Below are 15936 nucleotides of genomic sequence, written 5' to 3'. Positions count from 1 at the left end.
CGTCATGGTAACCAAAGCAAAGACCGCGCGTACACCGACGGTCGGCTTCGTCTCACTGGGCTGTCCCAAGGCCACCGTCGATTCGGAACGCATCCTCACGCAGCTACGCGCCGAGGGTTATGGCATCGTCGGCAGCTACGACGACGCGGACGTCGTGGTCGTGAATACCTGCGGTTTCATCGACGCTGCGGTGCAGGAGTCGCTCGAGGCGATCGGCGAGGCGATTGCGGAGAACGGCAAGGTCATCGTCACCGGCTGTCTCGGCGCGAAAGGCGAACTGATACGCGAGGTCCATCCCAAGGTGTTGGCGGTATCGGGGCCGCACGCGCTCGACGAGGTGATGGAAGCGGTGCACGGCGCGCTGCCGAAGCCGCACGATCCGTTCGCCGACCTGATCCCGCCGGGCGGCATCAAGCTCACGCCGCGTCATTATGCCTACCTGAAGATATCCGAAGGCTGCAATCACCGTTGCAGCTTCTGCATCATTCCGTCGATGCGGGGCGATCTCGTGAGCCGTCCGATCGGCGAGGTGATGCACGAGGCGGAAGCGCTGGTGAGCGCCGGCGTGCAGGAGCTCCTCGTCGTCTCGCAGGACACGAGCGCCTACGGAGTCGATGTGAAGTATCGCCCGGGCTTCTGGGGCGGACGCCCCGTGAAGACGCGCATGACCGAACTCGCGCGCGCCCTCGGGAGTCTCGGCGCCTGGGTGAGGCTGCACTACGTCTATCCCTATCCGAGCGTCGACGACGTCATTCCGCTGATGGCCGACGGCGTCATTCTGCCTTACCTCGACATTCCCTTTCAGCATGCGAGCCCACGCATCCTGAAGCTCATGAAGCGGCCCGGCGCGGTCGAAAAAACGCTCGACCGCATCCATGCCTGGCGGGCCGCCGTGCCCGAGCTTACGCTGCGATCGACGTTCATCGTGGGCTTCCCCGGTGAGACAGACCCCGAGTTCGAGGAACTGCTGGATTTCCTCAAGCACGCACAGCTCGACCGCGTCGGCTGCTTCAAATACTCGCCCATCGAGGGCGCCGTTGCCAACGAGCTGCCGGACCCCGTTCCCGAAGAACTGAAAGACGAGCGGCTAGAGCGCTTCATGGAAACGCAGGCGGAAATTTCTGCGGCCCGGCTCGACGCCAAAATCGGCAGGACGATCGAGGTCCTGGTCGATGAGGAGGACGAAGTCGGCACGCTTGCGCGCAGCCACGCCGACGCCCCCGAGATCGACGGCGTCGTCTATCTGGAGGGCGTCTTCGGTCTGAAGCCCGGGACGCGCCTCACGGTGAAAGTCGACGAAGCCGACGCCCACGATCTCTGGGCGACACCGGTCTGAAGCCGCCTACTCGGCAAGCAGCGAGGCGAGGGGACCCGAGCGTCGCCAGACTTGCCATAAGCCCGACGCACGCAGATCGAGGCCATGGCCGCTGACGGGGTCGCGGACTTGCACACGACGCGCTGGCGTTACGCGAAGGGCTCTGAGCAGCGGCGCGAACCAGTTCGTTTCGAGTCGCCCGAGCGCTTCACGCCACCCCTGCGCGTCACCATACTGCCCCGGCCGTTCCAAGGCGTCGAGGACGATGAGGTCTTGGCCCTCGAGTAACGCCTTGTCGAAGCGTTCCGGTACGGGACGAAGCTGTGCGCCGCAAAAACTGCCGGCCGCCCGCGCTTCGGCCGCGTTCGCGCGGAGCGCGGGCACGGGTCCTGCAACGGGTGCAGGCCGTGTACCGCCGCCCCAGAGCCAAAGCGAATTGACCGCCAGCTCGCCACGGGCTTCGCGTCGCAGGTTGACCGGATGCTCGTGCAGCAGCATCTGCACTTCGTTCAGGTATGCACGGAAACGCATGGCGTCGCGTCCTTCGGGCAGCAGCAGGTCGACCTCGCGGCCGATCGCCGCAGCGAGCCCTGTCGTCGCCAGGGCCGGAGGATGTGCGAGGCGGACATACCAGCGATGAGGGCGAAGTGGCCGCGGGCTGAGTTCCGCACCGAAGTGCGCGGCGACTGCGCCCGCAAGCACATCTGCCTCGTCTTGCGCGAGCCCGATTTCGTCGCCCGCGAGCAGGACGATGCGGTCCCGCATGACGCGAAGATGCACCGGATCCGCGCGCAGCCAGTAGTCGTCTCCCGCCGCTTCGCCCTCGGACTCGAGCGCGAGCGGCGCGAGCGGCCAGTCCTGCTGGCGGGCGATACCGAGTGCCTTGCAGACGGCGGCCAATGTTCCCTCGGCCGGCTCCCGCCGGCGCGTGCCGCGCGCGAGCAGCGTCTGCAGGGCGGGGAGGCGAAGATTGGCCGTGGCGACGTCGAGCAGGCGCTGCGAGGGGAACAGATGCGGAACGAGAAGCAGCATGGCTGCGAGTGTAGCAAAGCTAAAATGGCATCCATGCGTCAGATCATCGACACCATCACGGTCCCGACCCGCGGCAAGGGACTCTACGCCTGCACCGACGAAATCCTGGCTCGCGTGCGCGCGAGCTTGATCGAGCGCGGCCTGCTGACGCTCTACATCCGACATACCTCGGCGAGCCTCCTGATACAGGAAAATTACGACCCGACCGTGCAGAGCGATCTCGAACGCTTTCTGTCGCGGCTGGTGCCCGAGGGCGACCCGATTTACGAACACGTCCTCGAAGGTGCGGACGATATGCCGGCTCACGTCCGCGCCGCCTTGACGCAGACTCACCTTGCCATTCCGGTCGCCGACGGTGTCCCGCTCCTCGGGACCTGGCAGGGTATCTACGTCTTCGAACACCGGCGCGCGCCGCAGACGCGCAGCGTGGTCTTGCACCTGCTCGGCGAGTAGAGCTATGGCATACTCGACCGATTCATCCAGCGGGTCCCGTTTTGCTTCCTCTTGAGCTACTGGTCGGTCTGCGCTACACCCACGCGAAGCGCCGTAACCATTTCATCTCCTTCATTTCCGTCGTCTCGATGGGCGGCATCGCACTCGGCGTGATGGCGCTGATCGTCGTGCTGTCGGTCATGAACGGCTTCCAGGAGGAACTGCGTGCGCGCATCCTCGGCGTCGCGGCGCATCTCGAGATCAGCGGTCCGGGGGACCGTCTCGCCGACTGGCGTTCCGTGCTGGCGCAGGCGCAGCGCAACAAGGATGTCGTCTCCGGCGCGCCCTACGTCAATGCGCAGGGCATGCTCGCCAACGGCGACATGGTCCGCGGGGCGATCATTCGCGGCATCGTCCCCGGGATGGAAAACGCGGTGGCCGATTTTTCGCGGCACATGAAAGCCGGGCGCCTGACCGACCTCAAGCCCGGCGAATTTGGCATCATCCTTGGGGGAGAACTGGCACGCGCGCTGAACGTCTTTCCGGGTGACAAGCTCGTACTGCTCACGCCGCAGGGCAACATCACGCCGGCCGGGGTCATGCCGCGCGTCAAGCAGTTCACGGTTACCGGCATCTTCGAGGCCGGCATGTTCGAATACGACTCGGGCCTCGCCCTGATCCATCTGCAGGACGCGCAGAAGCTGCTGCGACTCGGGCAGGACGTGTCGGGCGTGCGCCTCAAGCTCGATGAACTTTTCCGTGCGCCGTTCGTGACGCGCGAACTCGCGCAAACGCTGACGGGCGATTACTACCTCACCGACTGGACCCAGAGCCACGCCAATTTCTTTCGCGCCGTTGCGATCGAGAAGCGCATGATGTTCCTGATCCTGCTGTTGATCGTCGCGGTTGCCGCGTTCAACATCGTCTCCACGCTCGTGATGGCGGTCACCGACAAACAGTCGGATATCGCGATCCTGCGCACCCTCGGCGCCCGACCGGGGTCGGTCATGGCGATCTTCATCGTGCAGGGCGCCTTCATCGGCGTGCTCGGCGCCGCGATCGGGGTGACGGGCGGTGTATTCCTCGCGCTCAATCTCGAGACCGTCGTGCCAATCATCGAGCGCATGGCAGGCATGGATCTCTTCCCGGCCGACGTCTACTACATCAACGAGCTGCCCTCAAAGCTCGACTGGAGCGAGGTCACGCTGATCGGCGGCGTGTCCTTGCTGATCAGCCTGCTCGCGACGCTCTATCCGAGCTGGCGCGCGTCCCGCATCAACCCCGCCGAGGCGCTGCGCTATGAATGAAACCGTGCTGCGCTGCAGCGGGCTCGGCAAGACATTCCGCCAGGGCAAGGTCGACGTGCCGGTGCTGCGTTCGGTCGACCTTGCGGTCGGCACCGCGGAGTCGCTCGCTATCGTTGGCGCGTCGGGTTCCGGCAAGAGCACCTTGCTGCATCTTCTCGGCGGACTCGACACGCCGACGCGCGGCGACGTCGCGCTTCTCGGAAAAAACCCGTTCGCGCTTTCGGAGGCCGAGCGCTGCAGGCTGCGCAACACCGCACTCGGCTTCGTCTATCAGTTTCATCATCTGCTGCCGGAATTTTCGGCGGTGGAAAATGCGGCGATGCCGCTCATCATCCGGCGCGTCGCGCGTGCGGAGGCCTTGGCGCGCGCCGCGGAAGTGCTCGACGCGGTCGGGCTGACGCATCGCCTCGCTCATCGCCCCGGTGAACTGTCGGGCGGCGAGCGTCAGCGGGTCGCGATCGCGCGTGCGGTCGTGACACGTCCGGCATGCATCCTCGCGGACGAACCGACCGGCAACCTGGACCACCACACGGCCGACACGGTGTTCGATCTCATGCGCGAGCTCAACCGCAAACAGGGCACGAGCCTCGTCGTCGTCACCCACGACGTCGAGCTCGCCGCGCGCATGGATCGACAGTTGCGCCTCGTCGACGGGACATTGCAGGCGGCGTAACCGCGGCGCGATGCGGGCCTATCTCCTCGCGTTTTGCCTCGGGATAGGCTGGTTGCAGCAGCAGGCCGAGCTGCCGCCGACCTCATGGCTCTGGCTGTTGCCGCTGCTGTCGACCGTGCTTCTGCTGCCGCGTTTTTCCGCAGGGCCGGCCGCGCTCCTTCGCCGCGCCGCCATCACGCTGTTGTGCGCGGCCCTGGGCGTCGCCTGGGCGACATGGCGCGCCGAACTGCGTCTTGCCGAACGGCTACCCGACCACTGGCAGGGCGTCGACATCGAGCTCGTCGGCGTCATTGCCGCGCTGCCGCATGCCGACGCCCGCGGCGAACGCTTCGTCCTCGATGTCGAAAAGGTTCTTACGCCGGGCGTGCCGACCATGCCGCGCGTGCAGCTCGCGCGTTACTGGCCGCGCGACGGCGTGCGCGAGGTCCGCATGCGGGCGGGCGAGCGTTGGCATCTGACGGTGCGCCTCAAAATCCCGCACGGCACGCACAATCTGCACGGCTTCGACCTCGAGGCGTGGATGCTCGAGCAGGGGATCGCCGCGTCGGGCTACGTGCGCGAGAAGCCCGTGCCGCGACGCCTCGCAGCACAAGCGGCGACCGCCCGAGGCCGGATCGCGGCGGCGCGCGCCGACATCCGCAGCCGGATTTTCACCCGGCTCGAGGATGGTCCCTACGCCGGCGTCATCGCCGCGCTTGTCGTCGGCGACCAGCGCAGCATTCCGCACGCGCAATGGCGCGCGTTCACCCGCACGGGGGTCAACCATCTGCTGTCGATTTCGGGACTGCACGTCACGATGATCGCCGCGCTGGCCGGCTGGTTCGTCGCGACGGCGTGGCGTCGCCTGCCGCGCGCCGCAGAACGCATCGCGGCCCGGCAGGCGGGCTTGATCGCCGCGGTCCTGGCGGCCTTCGGATATTCGCTGCTCGCCGGGTTTCAGGTGCCGGCGCAGCGCACGCTTTTCACCTTGGCCGTGCTCGCGCTGGCCTTCTGGGGCCGGCGCGAGCCCCGGCCGTTTTCTGCGTTGCTCTGGGCCTTGCTCATCGTCCTGCTGATCGATCCCTGGGCCGTCGTGTCCGCGGGATTCTGGCTGTCCTTCGGCGCGATGGCGGCGATCCTGTGGGTGAGCTTCGGGCGAGTCGCCCGGCCCGCCAAGCTGCGCGGCTGGATCAGCGTTCAGGCGGCCGTGACGCTCGCGCTTGCGCCGGCGCTGCTCCTGCTATTTCAGCAGGTGTCGCTCGTCTCGCCGTTCGCGAACGCGGTCGCGATCCCTGTCGTCAGTTGGCTCGTCACGCCGCTCGCGCTGCTCGGCGTCATCGTGCCGCCGCTGTGGGATGCGGCGGCAGCGGTCATGGAATGGCTGGGCAGCGGTCTGGCGTGGGCGTCGAACCTGTCCTGGGCAGTCATGGTACGGCCCGCCCCGCAGCCATGGACGGCGGCGCTTGCGCTCGCCGGCACGTTCTGGCTGCTGTTGCCGCGAGGCTTCCCGGCGCGCGCGCTTGGCGGACTGTTTTTTCTGCCGCTCGCATTTTCCCCGGTAGAGACGCTTGCGCCCGGAGGATTTCGCGCCGACGTGATCGACGTCGGACAGGGGACGGCGATCCTGATCCGTACCGCTCGCCATGCGTTGCTGTACGACACGGGTGCGGCATTTGCCGACAGCGACGCCGGCGAGCGCATCGTCGTTCCGTATCTGCGGGCGATCGGCGTCGGGGAGCTATCGGGTCTGATCGTCTCGCACGACGACAACGACCACAGCGGGGGGCTGCGCTCGGTGCTGCGCGACCTCCGTACGGGCTGGCTCCTGCACGGGCTGCCGGCCGACAGCCCGCTCTTACGCGGCGCGCCCGAGCCGCGGCGCTGCGCTCGCGGCCAGCGCTGGAGCTGGGACGGCGTTCGTTTCGCCATCCTCAATCCGTCGCGGGCCGCCTACGAAGGGGGCAAGCGCAGCGACAACGATTTCAGTTGCGTGCTCAGGGTCAGCGCCGGCACGCAGAGCCTGTTGATTACCGGCGACGCCGAGCGGCGCGGCGAACTCGAGCTCCTCGAGTCAGGCCAGGATATCGGCGCGACGGTGCTCGTGGCCGGGCACCACGGCAGCCGCACCTCGTCGATCGCGGAATTCGTCGACCGCGTCCACCCCGAGCATGTGGTGTTCACCGTCGGCCACCGCAATCGCTTCGGCCACCCGCATCCCGAGGTGGTCGGCCGTTTCCGCGAGGCCGGCTCGCAGGTGCTGCGAAGCGATCGGGCGGGGCTCGTGCGCCTGACGTTTGGACAAGCCGGAGTGACGGCCTCAGAATATCGACCCGCCCACCGCCGTTACTGGCACGCCCCCCCGTCATGAACGAAATTGTCCGCCCGCGCTGCTACGAAGCGACCGACCGCGAGTCGGCGCGGCAAGCCCTCGCACGCGTGCTGCCCGTTGCCGAAAACGATCTGCCCTGGCGCGCGCTCGACTACGCCTACGAGCGGCTCGGCGGCAGCGAGGCGTTCGCGCACAGCGTGGGCAGTGCACTGATCGCCGCCGAACTCAAGGTCGGTGCCGACGCGGTGGCGGCGGCGCTGCTGCACGCCTGTCTTGGTGACGAGGCGGAGATGGATGAGCGCTTCAACAGCGCTGCCCAGCTCGCGCGCGGGGTCGCGGCGATGGCCCGCATCGAGTCGCTGGCCGCCACGACGACCGACAAACGCATCGATCCCCACGCCCAGCTCGAAGCCTTGCGTCAGATGGTGCTGGCGATGGTCGAGGACATTCGCGTGGTGTTGCTGAAGCTCGCCGAGCGTACCCACGCGCTGCGTTGCGCCGCGTCGCCCGCGCCGGAGGGCGACGACCCCGACGAACGCGCGGCGCTGCGCGAGGCGCTCGGCCAACAGGCCCGCGAGCTCTTCGCCCCGCTGGCCAACCGTCTCGGCGTGTGGCAGATCAAGTGGGAGATGGAGGACTGGGCCTTCCGCTACCTCGAACCGGAAACCTACCGCACGATCGCCGCGCAACTCGACGAAAAGCGCGCCGATCGCGAGGCCTACATCCTCGGGATCATCGAACGCCTGAAGGCCGAACTGGCGCTGCACGGCATCGAGGCCGAGGTGACGGGCCGGCCCAAGCACATCGCGAGTATCGTCAACAAGATGCGGCGCAAGCATCTGAGCTTCGAGCAGTTGTACGACATCCGTGCCGTGCGCGTCCTGGTGCGCCAGGAAATCGACTGCTACACCGTGCTCGGCCTCGTGCACAACCTGTGGCAGCCGATTCCCGGTGAGTTCGACGATTACATCTCGCAGCCCAAGAGCAACGACTACCGCTCGCTTCACACCGCGGTCATCGGGCCCGAGGATCGCGCGCTCGAGGTGCAGATACGCACCTTCGACATGCATCGCCACGCCGAACTCGGTGTCGCGGCGCACTGGCGCTACAAGGAAAGCGGCAAGCAGGACGCGCAGTACGAGGAGAAGATCGCGTGGCTGCGGCGCATCCTCGAATGGAAGGACGACGTCGCCGACAGCAGCGAATTCCGCGAGCAGTTCAAGACCGAGCTCTTCCACGACCAGGTCTATGTGCTGACGCCGCAGGGGCGGGTCGTCGCGCTCGACCGCGGCGCGACCCCGGTGGATTTCGCCTACGCCGTGCATACCGATCTCGGCCATCGCTGCCGCGGCGCGAAGGTCAACGGCGCGATGGTCCCGCTCAACACGGTTCTCGACAACAGCCAGCGCGTCGAGATCGTGACCGCCAAGGAAGGCACGCCGAGCCGCGACTGGCTCAATCCGGCACTTGGCTATCTCGCGACGCATCGCGCGCGGTCGAAGGTGCGGGCGTGGTTCCGTCAGCGCGACGTCGGCGAGCAGGTGAACCTCGGCCGCAGCCTGCTCGACAAGGAACTCAAGCGCCTCGGCGTCGGCGACGTGAACCACGAAAAGCTCGCCCAGCGCCTCAAGTTTTCCAGTGTCGACGAGTTCTTCGCCGCGCTCGGGCGCGGCGACGTCGGCCAGCGCGATCTGGTCGGCGCGCTACAGGAGCCGGGCAAGGCGCCCCCAGCGCTTGCGCCGACGGCCAAGCCGCGGTCCCGTCCGGGCTCGGGCAGCCCGGTCGTCATTCCGGGACTCGGCGATGTGCCGCTGACGATGGCGCGCTGCTGCAAGCCGCGGCCGCCCGAGGCGATCGTCGCCTACACCACGGTCGGGCGCGGCGTCACCGTGCACCGGGCCGACTGCGCGTCGCTCAGGCGCGCCAACCAGGCCCGGCAGATGCCCGCCGAATGGGCGCTCGATCTCGGCACCGGTTTCGAGGTCGACATCCGGCTCAAGGCCTTCGATCGTCAGGGCTTGCTGCGCGACGTGTCGGACGTGATTGCGAAGGACAAGCTCGATGTGCTGCGCGTGAACACCGAGACCCGCGGCGAGTACGCGCAGATGCAGCTCACGGTCCGCATCAAGGAGCTGCAGCAGCTGTCCCGCCTGCTGGCCCGCCTGCAGCACGTGCAGAACGTCGTCGAGGTGAGGCGCAGCTAGGGTTTTGCAGCCAGGCGCCCGCGGCTCAGGGCGCGGCGTCGAGGATCGCGCGGGCGAGGTCGCGCAGGCCGGCAGGCGAGAGATCGGCGGCGTGAAACGTCCGGTCGGCGGCGGTCGGCGGGTAGTTGTGCGACAGCGACTTGAAATACGCCGGATCGTAGTGCTGCGCCAGCAGGTCGGCCACCAGTTCGTTCCACGCGCCGCGTGCGGCCAAGGCCTGCCAAGCGGCGACGGTCTCGCCGCCGCGCAGTCCCGCGAGATGGCCGAGCTGCCGGTTGAGCGTCTGCGGGTCGACGAGGAAATGCGCGTAGTCTTCGCTCAACAGGCCCACGCGGGCGTCGAGCGGCACGTCGAGCCGTACGCAGGGGCTCGCGCGCATCGCGCGAATGAGGGCATCCGGCACCTGCAGGGCGCCGATCTTCTTGCTTTCCGATTCGACGAAGACCGTGGCGCCGGCATCGAAGTGCGTCAGCGCCGACCAGATCGCGCTCTCGAAGCGCTTCTGCGAGGGCTGGGGTTGCCCCGGGAGCGCACCGAGCAGCGACCCGCGGTGCGCGGCGAGGCCTTCGAGATCGAGCACCTGCGCGCCGGCTTCGCGAAGCGCATGCAGAAGCCGGCTCTTCCCGCTGCCGGTCGGGCCGCAGACCACGCGAAAACGAAACAGCGCGGGCAGGCGGTCGAGCTCGCTCACGACATGGCGGCGATAGGCCTTGTAGCCGCCGTCGAGCTGCTCGGCGGCGAAGCCGATCTTCTGCAGCACGTGCGTCAGCGCGCCGCTGCGGCTGCCGCCGCGCCAGCAGTAGACCAGCGGACGATAGGACTTCGGCTTGTCGGCGAACCATGCGTCGAGGTGCGCGGCAATGTTGCGCGAGACCAGCGCGGCGCCGAGCTTCTTCGCCTCGAAGCTCGAACGCTGCTTGTAGAGCGTGCCGACGCGCGCGCGTTCGGCGTCGTCCAGCACCGGAAGATTGATCGCGCCCGGTATGTGGTCCTCGGCAAACTCGCCGGGGGAACGCGCATCGATGATGTGTGCGAAGGCGGGAAGTTCTGCGACGGTGACGGGCAAGTGCAGTTCGACTTTCGGAAATCCGGACAGCGTCTATTGTCCCATGCGGACGGCGCTGCGGCGTGGCGCGAGCCGCAGCGCAAGCTCGGCGCCGCGTAGCAAAGGCACGTGCCCCGCGGTGAGGCGAAGGTGGTCTAAGGAGCTTTGGGGCGGGCCGAAGGGCAATCCTCGGCTCGCCGGCCTGTCGCCCTGCGTCGGTCGGTCCGGATCCCGCTTGGCAGCGCTTCGGTGGCAGGGGCTGCGCGACGCTCGCCTAGACGGCGTTCGAGCGGAATGAATTCAACTTGATAAACGGGAAGCGCGGCCATCAGACCTACCCAGTGTCGACGTGCCGACGATTCTAGACACGCTTTCAACGACTATGCAAGGGAAATCAAAGGCGGCCGCGTGGAACGGTCAAGCATCCTCTACGGATGCGGCTCAATGCTGCGCCGAGCGGACGAGCCGCTGCTTCTCGCGCTGCCATTCGCGGTCTTTCTCGGCGGCGCGCTTGTCGTGCTGCTTCTTGCCCTTGGCGAGGCCGATTTCAAGCTTGATGCGCCCCTTCGAATAGTGCATGTCGAGCGGGACGAGCGTGAAGCCGGCGCGTTCGGTCTTACCGATGAGCTTGTTGATTTCGGCGGCATGCAGCAGCAGCTTGCGCGAACGCGTGGGGTCGGGATGGATATGCGTCGATGCGGTCGGCAACGGGCTGATGTGGCAGCCGATCAGGTAGACGGCGCCGTTCTTGACGACGACGTAGGCCTCCTTCAGCTGCACGCGGCCGGCGCGGATCGCCTTCACCTCCCAGCCTTCGAGCACGAGGCCAGCCTCGAAACGCTCCTCGATGAAGTAATCGTGGAAGGCTTTTTTGTTGTCGGCGATGCTCATGGCGGGTCGGCTTGCGTACAATTCTTGATTTTACAAGGCTTCAGCGATCGATGGCGCGCGTGGAAAAAAGTGTGCTGGTGGCGCATCCCCCTGAACGCATGTTCGAACTCGTCGATCGGGTCGAGGACTATCCGGACTTTCTCCCCTGGTGCGGTGGAACAGAACTCAAACATCGTGACGAACATCGCACCGTCGCCACGATACACATCGCCTACATGGGCATACGGCAGAGCTTCACGACGGAAAATCACAAGGTTCACCCGCGCGAGATGCGGATCCGCCTGCAGCACGGTCCCTTTTCCCATCTCGAAGGCGACTGGCTGTTCCTCCCGCTCGGCGAAGACGCGTGCAAGGTCGACTTCAGACTTGAATACACCTTCTCCAGCCGCGTGCTCGAAGCGTTGCTGACGCCGGTCTTCGGCCACATCACCAATACCTTCGTCGATGCCTTCGTGCACCGCGCAGACGAGATATACGCCGCATGAGCCTGAACGTCGAAGTCGTCTACGCGCTGCCGTCCGAGCAGCCCTTGCTCAACGTCCAGCTGGCCGAGGGCGCGACCGTCGAAGACGCGATCCGCGCGTCGGGCGTGCTCGAGGCTTTTCCGGAAATCGATCTCGCGCGCAACAAGGTCGGAATCTTCAGCAAGCTCGTCAAGCTCAATGAACCCGTGCGCGACCGCGATCGGGTCGAGATCTACCGGCCGTTGATCGCCGATCCCAAGGAGGTGCGGCGCAAGCGCGCGGAAGAAGGCAAGGTCACGCGCAAGGGCGGTGGCGACGCGGCTACGCCAGAGGCGGGCGGACCCGAGCCGACCTGAAACGGCTCTGTCGCCGCGCGTCGTCTGCTGGCCAACACCCATGCCGATATGAAAAGCTTGCAGCCGCGGGCAGGGCCCGACTCAGCACTCGCAGAAAAAATAAGGCACACCGCGACACCCACAAAAACAAAAGCCTTCCGGCGTGAATCCGGAAGGCTTTTTTGCTGCGCCGGGAGGAGGGCTTAGTCGCCGACCTTCAGCGTCGGGTAGTTGAGCTGGGCCAGTCCCTTCTGGACGTGGTCGCTGGCCAGTTTGGATTGCTTGATGACGGTCGCGCTGTCGCCTTTCTTCGCGGCTTCTTCAGCCGCCTTGAGCGCGGCATCGGCGGTCGTCCACAGCGCGTTCTTGCTCTTCGCGGCCTTGACGTCGGCCTGGGCCTGGGCGAGCGCGGCCTGTGCCTCGGCGCTGATGCCGCCCTGCGTCGTTTGCGCAGCCGCTGCCGAGGTGTCCGCGGGCTGGTTGGTGGCGCAGCCGGAGAGGGCCACCAAGGCGGCGGAAGTCAGGGCAAGCAAAACTTTGGACATTGTTTTTTCTCCTCGAGTTGTATGGCTTCAAGATCGGGCGTTGGCTGCCGCCCCAGCAGATCGGAATGCTGGAGCAAAGTTAGCCGCATCACCGGCGCGAGTCAATCGAATGCATGGGCTTCACCTTAGTAGATTACGACCAACGGCGCCTGCCCTGCGTTTGTGCCGCGCCGGACTGGCCGCGTATAATTCCGCTTTGCATTAAGGAAAGCCCATGCGTGTTCTGCAAAAAGCGCTGACGTTCGACGACGTTCTGCTCGTTCCGGCCCATTCCGCGATTCTGCCGCGCGAAGTCAGCCTCGCCACCCAGTTGACCCGTTCGATCACGCTCAATCTGCCGCTCCTGTCGGCGGCGATGGACACGGTGACTGAAGCGCGCCTCGCGATCGCGCTGGCTCAGGAAGGCGGCATCGGCATCGTCCACAAGAACATGAACACGGCCATGCAGGCCGCGCAGGTGGCCGCAGTCAAACGCTTCGAGTCGGGTGTGGTGAAGGACCCGATCACCGTCGCGCCGCAAATGACCGTCCGCCAGGTGCTCGAGATCACGCGGGCCAAGCGGATTTCGGGATTGCCCGTGATCGAGGACGGACGCGTCGTCGGCATCGTCACCAACCGCGACCTGCGCTTCGAATCCCGTCTCGACCAGCCCGTGTCGGCGATCATGACGCCGAAGGAACGGCTGGTGACCGTGAAGGAAGGCGCCAACCGTGACGAAGCGATGGCGCTTCTTCACAAGCATCGACTCGAGCGCGTGCTCGTCGTCAACGACGACTTCGAGTTGCGCGGCCTGATCACCGTCAAGGACATCCAGAAGTCGACCGAGCATCCGCTGGCGTGCAAAGACGCGATGGGTCGTCTGCGTGTCGGCGCCGCGGTCGGCACCGGCGAAGGTACCGAGGAGCGGGTCGCGGCGCTGGTCGAGGCCGGGGTCGATGTCATCGTCGTCGACACGGCGCACGGGCATTCCAAGGGCGTGCTCGAGCGTGTGCGCTGGGTCAAGCAGACGTATCCCGACGTGCAGGTCATCGGCGGCAACATCGCCACCGCCTCGGCGGCCGCGGCCCTGGTCGAACACGGCGCCGACGCGGTCAAGGTCGGCATCGGCCCCGGCTCGATTTGCACCACCCGCATGGTCGCCGGCGTCGGCGTGCCGCAGATCTCGGCGGTCGCCAACGTCGCCGACGCCCTGGCGGGCAGCGGCGTCGGCGTCATCGCCGACGGCGGCATCCGCTACTCAGGCGACATCGCCAAGGCGCTCGCCGCCGGGGCGAACTGCGTCATGCTCGGTGGCCTCCTGGCCGGTACCGAAGAAGCGCCAGGCGAAGTCGAACTGTTCCAGGGCCGCTCGTACAAGTCCTACCGCGGCATGGGTTCGCTCGGCGCGATGCAGCAAGGCTCGAGTGACCGCTACTTCCAGGACAACGAAAAGAGCGCCGAGAAGCTCGTTCCCGAGGGGATCGAAGGCCGCGTGCCCTACAAGGGCAGCGTGCTCGGCGTCATCCACCAGATGATGGGCGGGCTGCGCTCGAGCATGGGCTACCTCGGCGTCGCGACGATCACCGACATGCATGCCAAGGCCGAGTTCGTCGAGATCACCTCCGCCGGCGTGCGCGAGTCGCACGTGCACGATGTGCAGATCACGAAGGAAGCGCCCAATTACCGTGTCGAGTGACAGGGATCAGGGGCCAGGATTCAGGGGTCAGGGAAAGTCACGCTGCGCGTGGCTTTTTCTTTTGCGCCACGCCGAATCCACCCCATCCCTGACCCCTGAATCCTGAATCCTGACCCCTGACATGCACCAGAAAATCCTCATTCTCGATTTCGGTTCCCAGTACACCCAGCTGATCGCGCGCCGCGTGCGCGAGGCCGGGGTCTATTGCGAACTCCACCCCAACGACGTGAGCGAGGATTTCGTGCGCGAGTTCGCGCCGCAGGGGATCATCCTGTCGGGCGGACCGAATTCGGTGTACGAGGACGAGACGCCGCGTGCGCCCGACGTCGTGTTCACGCTCGGTGTGCCGGTGCTCGGCATCTGCTACGGCATGCAGACGATGGCCGCGCAGTTGGGCGGAGCGGTCGAGTCTGCGGCCAAGCGCGAGTTCGGCTACGCCGAAATCCGCGCGCGCGGGCATACGCAGCTTCTGCGTGACATCCAGGATCGCGTCACCGGCGAGGGACACGGCATGCTCGACGTATGGATGAGCCACGGCGACAAGGTCACCGCGCTGCCGGAAGGTTTCAAGCTCATGGCGAGCAACGCCGCGACGCCGATCGCCGGCATGGCCGACGAAGCCCGCCGCTTCTACGGCGTGCAGTTCCATCCCGAAGTGACGCACACGTTGCAGGGCAAGCACATCCTCAACCGCTTCGTGCACGACATCTGCGGCTGCGGCTCCGACTGGAACATGCCCGACTACGTCGAGGAAGCGATCGGCAAGGTGCGTAGCGAAGTCGGCAGCGACGAAGTCATCCTCGGTCTTTCGGGCGGTGTCGATTCCTCCGTCGTCGCCGCGCTTCTGCATCGCGCGGTCGGCGACCAGCTCACCTGCGTCTTCGTCGACAACGGCTTGCTGCGCCTGAACGAAGCCGAGCAGGTGATGGAGACCTTCGCCCAGAACCTTGGTGTCAAGGTCATCCACGTCGACGCGACCGAGCGTTTCATGCGCGAACTGGCAGGCGTCAGCGACCCCGAGCAGAAGCGCAAGATCATCGGCCGCGAATTCGTTCACGTCTTCCAGGAAGAAGCCGAAAAGCTGCCCAAAGCCAAGTGGCTCGCCCAGGGCACGATCTACCCCGACGTGATCGAGTCGGCCAGCGCCAAGACAAAGAAGGCGCATACGATCAAGAGCCATCACAACGTCGGCGGCCTGCCGGAGACGCTGCACCTGCAACTGCTCGAGCCGCTGCGCGAACTCTTCAAGGACGAGGTGCGCGAACTCGGCATCGCGCTGGGGCTGCCGCACGACATGGTCTATCGCCATCCCTTCCCGGGGCCGGGCCTCGGCGTGCGCATCCTCGGCAAGGTCAAGCGCGAATACGCCGACCTGCTGCGCCGCGCCGACGCGATCTTCATCGAGGAATTGCGCGCGTCGGGCTGGTACGAGAAAACGAGCCAGGCGTTCACCGTCTTCCTGCCCGTGAAATCGGTCGGCGTCATGGGCGACGGTCGCACCTACGACTACGTCGTCGCGTTGCGTGCCGTGCAGACCCAGGATTTCATGACCGCCCACTGGGCCGAACTGCCGTACACGCTGCTCGGCAAGGTCTCCAACCGCATCATCAACGAAGTGCGCGGCATCAATCGTGTCGTCTACGACGTCAGCGGCAAGCCGCCGGCGACGATCGAGTGGGAATAGTCCGCCGCGGATAGCGGCAACACATA

The 15936-nt window shown here is 66.4% G+C and carries 14 protein-coding genes; 10 read left to right on the top strand and 4 right to left on the bottom strand.

Annotated features, from left to right (window positions below; genetic code table 11):
* Positions 1–4: 4 nt before the first annotated feature.
* The gene (rimO, locus tag TBD_RS08835) at positions 5–1336 is read left to right on the top strand and encodes a 30S ribosomal protein S12 methylthiotransferase RimO (protein ID WP_011312276.1); all 1332 of its coding nucleotides are present in this window, start codon (positions 5–7) and stop codon (positions 1334–1336) included.
* A gap of 6 nt (positions 1337–1342) precedes the next feature.
* Here rimO and TBD_RS08830 read toward each other — a convergent pair whose 3' ends face one another.
* Positions 1343–2347: a hypothetical protein gene (locus TBD_RS08830; RefSeq protein ID WP_011312275.1), complete on the bottom strand. Its 1005-nt coding sequence runs from the start codon at positions 2345–2347 to the stop codon at positions 1343–1345.
* 24 nt (positions 2348–2371) lie between these two features.
* Between TBD_RS08830 and TBD_RS08825 the strand changes: the two genes are divergently transcribed.
* The 5 genes from TBD_RS08825 to TBD_RS08805 are packed head-to-tail and all read left to right on the top strand — an operon-like array spanning position 2372 to position 9271.
* A complete protein-coding gene (locus TBD_RS08825) occupies positions 2372–2800 on the top strand; it encodes a secondary thiamine-phosphate synthase enzyme YjbQ (protein WP_011312274.1) in 429 nt (142 codons plus the stop codon).
* Between the two features lie 41 nt (positions 2801–2841).
* A complete protein-coding gene (locus tag TBD_RS08820) occupies positions 2842–4086 on the top strand; it encodes a lipoprotein-releasing ABC transporter permease subunit (RefSeq protein ID WP_011312273.1) in 1245 nt (414 codons plus the stop codon).
* Positions 4079–4759: a lipoprotein-releasing ABC transporter ATP-binding protein LolD gene (lolD, locus tag TBD_RS08815; protein WP_011312272.1), complete on the top strand. Its 681-nt coding sequence runs from the start codon at positions 4079–4081 to the stop codon at positions 4757–4759. Before TBD_RS08820 ends, lolD begins: the two co-directional genes overlap by 8 nt.
* Before the next feature lie 10 nt (positions 4760–4769).
* Entirely contained in the window at positions 4770–7106 is a 2337-nt protein-coding gene (locus TBD_RS08810; protein WP_011312271.1) for a DNA internalization-related competence protein ComEC/Rec2, read from the top strand.
* Entirely contained in the window at positions 7103–9271 is a 2169-nt protein-coding gene (locus TBD_RS08805; protein ID WP_011312270.1) for a RelA/SpoT family protein, read from the top strand. Before TBD_RS08810 ends, TBD_RS08805 begins: the two co-directional genes overlap by 4 nt.
* A 25-nt stretch (positions 9272–9296) precedes the next feature.
* On the opposite strand, the gene mnmH is transcribed toward TBD_RS08805, so the two are convergent.
* Complete coding sequence (gene mnmH, locus TBD_RS08800) at positions 9297–10337, bottom strand: tRNA 2-selenouridine(34) synthase MnmH (RefSeq protein ID WP_011312269.1); 1041 nt, start codon at positions 10335–10337, stop codon at positions 9297–9299.
* A 420-nt stretch (positions 10338–10757) separates the two neighbouring features.
* A complete protein-coding gene (smpB, locus tag TBD_RS08795; RefSeq protein ID WP_011312268.1) occupies positions 10758–11207 on the bottom strand; it encodes an SsrA-binding protein SmpB in 450 nt (149 codons plus the stop codon).
* Positions 11208–11257: 50 nt separating this feature from the next.
* On the opposite strand from smpB, the gene TBD_RS08790 reads away from it, so the two are divergent.
* Together TBD_RS08790 and TBD_RS08785 are read left to right on the top strand one after the other, a co-directional pair.
* Entirely contained in the window at positions 11258–11692 is a 435-nt protein-coding gene (locus tag TBD_RS08790; RefSeq protein WP_011312267.1) for a type II toxin-antitoxin system RatA family toxin, read from the top strand.
* Complete coding sequence (locus tag TBD_RS08785; protein ID WP_011312266.1) at positions 11689–12027, top strand: RnfH family protein; 339 nt, start codon at positions 11689–11691, stop codon at positions 12025–12027. Before TBD_RS08790 ends, TBD_RS08785 begins: the two co-directional genes overlap by 4 nt.
* 182 nt (positions 12028–12209) lie before the next feature.
* Here the strand turns inward: TBD_RS08785 and TBD_RS08780 are convergent, their stop codons facing one another.
* On the bottom strand, positions 12210–12551 hold the full coding sequence (locus TBD_RS08780; RefSeq protein ID WP_011312265.1) for a hypothetical protein: 342 nt from the start codon (positions 12549–12551) through the stop codon (positions 12210–12212).
* A gap of 214 nt (positions 12552–12765) precedes the next feature.
* Between TBD_RS08780 and guaB the strand changes: the two genes are divergently transcribed.
* A complete protein-coding gene (gene guaB, locus TBD_RS08775; RefSeq protein WP_011312264.1) occupies positions 12766–14226 on the top strand; it encodes an IMP dehydrogenase in 1461 nt (486 codons plus the stop codon).
* 121 nt (positions 14227–14347) lie between these two features.
* Positions 14348–15910 carry a glutamine-hydrolyzing GMP synthase gene (gene guaA / locus TBD_RS08770; RefSeq protein ID WP_011312263.1) on the top strand — a complete coding sequence of 521 codons (1563 nt, stop codon included), beginning with the start codon at positions 14348–14350 and terminating at the stop codon, positions 15908–15910.
* Positions 15911–15936 lie beyond the last annotated feature (26 nt).

The sequence above is a fragment of the Thiobacillus denitrificans ATCC 25259 genome (assembly GCF_000012745.1).
Taxonomy (GTDB): domain Bacteria; phylum Pseudomonadota; class Gammaproteobacteria; order Burkholderiales; family Thiobacillaceae; genus Thiobacillus; species Thiobacillus denitrificans_B.
Note: the sequence above shows the minus strand (reverse complement) of the source record. Positions and strands in the feature narration are given on the sequence as shown.